The sequence below is a fragment of the Streptomyces sp. AC627_RSS907 genome (assembly GCF_019049165.1).
On the sequence record NZ_JAGMUE010000872.1, the window covers coordinates 1 to 1,140 of the forward strand.

The following is a 1,140-nucleotide window of genomic DNA, read 5'->3' on the forward strand; positions in this document are numbered from 1 at the left end:
AGTCCAGCACCCTCGCCTTCTTCGCCACCTTCGCCGCCCAGCACCGCATGCTGTGGGTCAGCCTCGGCCTCGCCGCCGGCTGGAACTCCACCACCGCCTCCGAGAACGACCTCAACCGCCTCGGCTTCTGGGGCGGCGCCGGGGCCCAGACCCCGCTCGACGGTGGCGCCGACACTGTCCACGCCGCCGACATCGGCACCGCCGAGTACCTCGGTGCCCGTATCGCCCGCCAGGCCGCCCTGCTGCGGCCGGACGCCACGCCGCCCCTCCGCAGCAGCGGGCCAACGTGTGAGTTCCCTGTGAGGACCTTGCTCCGGAGGCGACCGGCGACACGAGCGGTGCAGGTCACCGGGCCAGCGGTGCCATGCGGCGTTCATGTTCTCCCATGCGCTCCCATGTGCGCGGGTGACGCTGGTGCGGTGCTCGTGGTCGTCGCGGGCGCCTCTGCCACCGCTGGCCTGTGGAGACTCGATGATCGAAGTACGTGGACTGACCAAGCGCTACGGTGAGGTCCTCGCCGTGGACGACCTGACCTTCGGCGTCCGCGCGGGAGAGGTCACCGGCTTCCTGGGGCCCAATGGCGCGGGCAAGTCGACGACCCTCCGGATGGTTCTGGGCCTGGACGCCGCCAGTTCAGGCACCGCGACCGTGCAGGGTCGGCCGTACAGCGCCCAGCCCGCCCCGCTCAAGGCGGTCGGGGCACTGTTGGACCCCGGCGCGGTGCTGCCCAGCCGCACCGCCTTCCATCACCTGCTGGCCCTCGCGGCCGGCAACGGGATCCCGCGCGGTCGCGTAAGCCAGGTACTGGCCGAGGTGGGACTGGAGAAGGTCGCGCGGCGCAGGGCCGGGACGTACTCCCTCGGGATGCGCCAGCGCCTGGGGATCGCCGCCGCGCTGCTGGGCGATCCGCCGGTCCTGGTCTTCGACGAGCCCCTCAACGGTCTCGACCCCGAGGGCATCGTGTGGATCCGCTCGCTCATGCGCGGGATGGCCGCCGAGGGACGTGTGGTGCTGATGTCCAGTCATCTGATGAGTGAGATGGAACTGACCGCGGACCATCTCATCGTCGTCGGGCGCGGCAAGCTCATCGCGGACACCACGATGAAGGACTTCATCGAAGCGCACTCCGAGCGTGAGGTC

Annotated in this window: 1 protein-coding gene and 1 pseudogene; both read left to right on the forward strand. The window is 70.8% G+C overall.

Annotation, left to right across the window (positions count from 1 at the left end; translation table 11 throughout):
- Positions 1 to 245, forward strand: a pseudogene (locus KUM32_RS39125) (NADPH-dependent FMN reductase); the annotation flags it as partial.
- Positions 246 to 471: 226 nt separating this feature from the next.
- The coding region (locus tag KUM32_RS39130; RefSeq protein ID WP_217146523.1) for an ABC transporter ATP-binding protein at positions 472 to 1,140 on the forward strand (669 nt) is incomplete at its 3' end.